Source organism: Limnofasciculus baicalensis BBK-W-15 (genome assembly GCF_024178385.1).
GTDB classification, from domain to species: domain Bacteria; phylum Cyanobacteriota; class Cyanobacteriia; order Cyanobacteriales; family Coleofasciculaceae; genus Limnofasciculus; species Limnofasciculus baicalensis.
The window spans coordinates 1-1,641 of record NZ_JAMZMM010000657.1; the positions used below are offsets into that span (position 1 = coordinate 1).

At 43.4% G+C, this 1,641-nt stretch carries 1 protein-coding gene; it reads right to left on the minus strand.

Translation table 11 applies throughout. The features are described 5' to 3' along the window. On the minus strand, positions 1-1,586 hold a 1,586-nt coding region (locus NJ959_RS29205), incomplete at its 3' end, for a hypothetical protein (RefSeq protein ID WP_254015265.1). Between the last annotated feature and the right edge of the window lie 55 nt (positions 1,587-1,641).

The following is a 1,641-nucleotide window of genomic DNA, read 5'->3' on the forward strand; positions in this document are numbered from 1 at the left end:
TTAACAGACTCGGGTGTTGTTGATGGTTGCTCTGGAGTTACCTCCTGAATTGGTACAATTTGCGATCGCGATTGTGGTATCTCTGGTACTACACTCGGTTTAGATGAGGGCACTTCTACTTCCTCTGATACTTCAGTAGATTGGTTAGGAGCTACTTCTGAACCTTGGAATACTGTGAAGATTTTTTCATACAAGCGACCAAACATACCATTATTTTCTGGTTGCTCTGTCTGTTTATCTTCACTAGATACCGATTCAGTAACTGAAGTTTCTGATACTGGAGGAGTTTCTGCTTCATTAGTAGGAGTTTCTTCAGGTTTTGCTACCTCAGAAGGCAGGGTTGCTGATTCTGAAGGTGTCTCTACTTCACCAACAGGTGTTTCTTGAGGTGTTACTGATTCAACCTCTGGAGTTTCTAGAGTTTCAGGTGTTACAGATTCAATCTCTGGGGTTTCTAGAGTTTCAGGTGTTACAGATTCAACCTCTGGAGTTGCTGGAGGAGTCTCTAATTCAGCAGTTGGTTTTGCTTCTGTTGTTGGAGATGGGGTAGGATTCGGTGTTTCTTCTGAGGAAGCAGGGCTTTGGATAGGTTCGTAGTTAGGATCTACAATTTTACCTGCGGCATCAGCCGATATTTCACCACGTACTAACAGGGAAAGAGTGTCATTCCCATTCTGCTCGTAGGTAAATACTCGTGCTGTATTATTGAAAACATTGTTGACTGAGTTACCCAGATCGTCGATAAACTCCAATTGTACCCAGTTTTTCCCTTCCTTGAAGCCTTTTAGATAAACAGGTAGCCAGCGATCCACAACAAAACTTTCACCGTTGACTGTAACGCGAATTCGCCAATCAGCAATATCATCATCCGAGTTTTCTGTAGCCACTAGATGAAGTGGAGCGTTAGTCAAGTAAAAGTCCAGCATAATTGGCTCTCCACCATAAGTACCTGTCGGACGACTGTAAGTTAGTAGGGGCAGAGTCGAATCTGGATTATTATCAGGAGTTTTGGTAAAAACATGAAATGTTGTTTGACTATATGCTCCTTCATTTTTAAAGCTTTCATGCCAAGGACGAACCGGGAAAACCCGTAGGGTATGGGTTCCCGCTGACAGATTTTCCAATACTAGGGGCTGGGCTGTGTCATAAACTGCTATATAAGGTTGATCGTCAAGAATAACATGGAGGTGAGGTCCCATCCCTAACTCTGGATCTTTAAAGGTGGGCAAATCCTGAACCTGAAGTTGTACTGATACTGTAGTATCTTGGAGAACTTGATCCGGAGTAGGACTAAGTATTGTAACTTGAGGTGCATAGTCTGCCAATCTTTGACCTAGTTGTTGAATAACTGAGGGTGGAGCGACTTCTGAGAGTGTTGCTGGTTTACTCACAGGTATAGTTTCGCTCTCAACTGTCTGGGATGTTTCAGTTGGTGAGCCGAAGCGATTCTGGAGAGAATCGCCGCAACCTACCAAACCACATACCAAAACCAATGTCATGAGGAAGGAAAAAAGTCCTCTCATATTTATCCATCGATGATTCTTAGTCAAAACGCCATCTCCTTTTCTCACTTTCGATCTTTCCATAGGAACTATAGCGGAATCTGGTTCTCAGGTAAGAGGGAAGGGAGAGAAGGGAGAC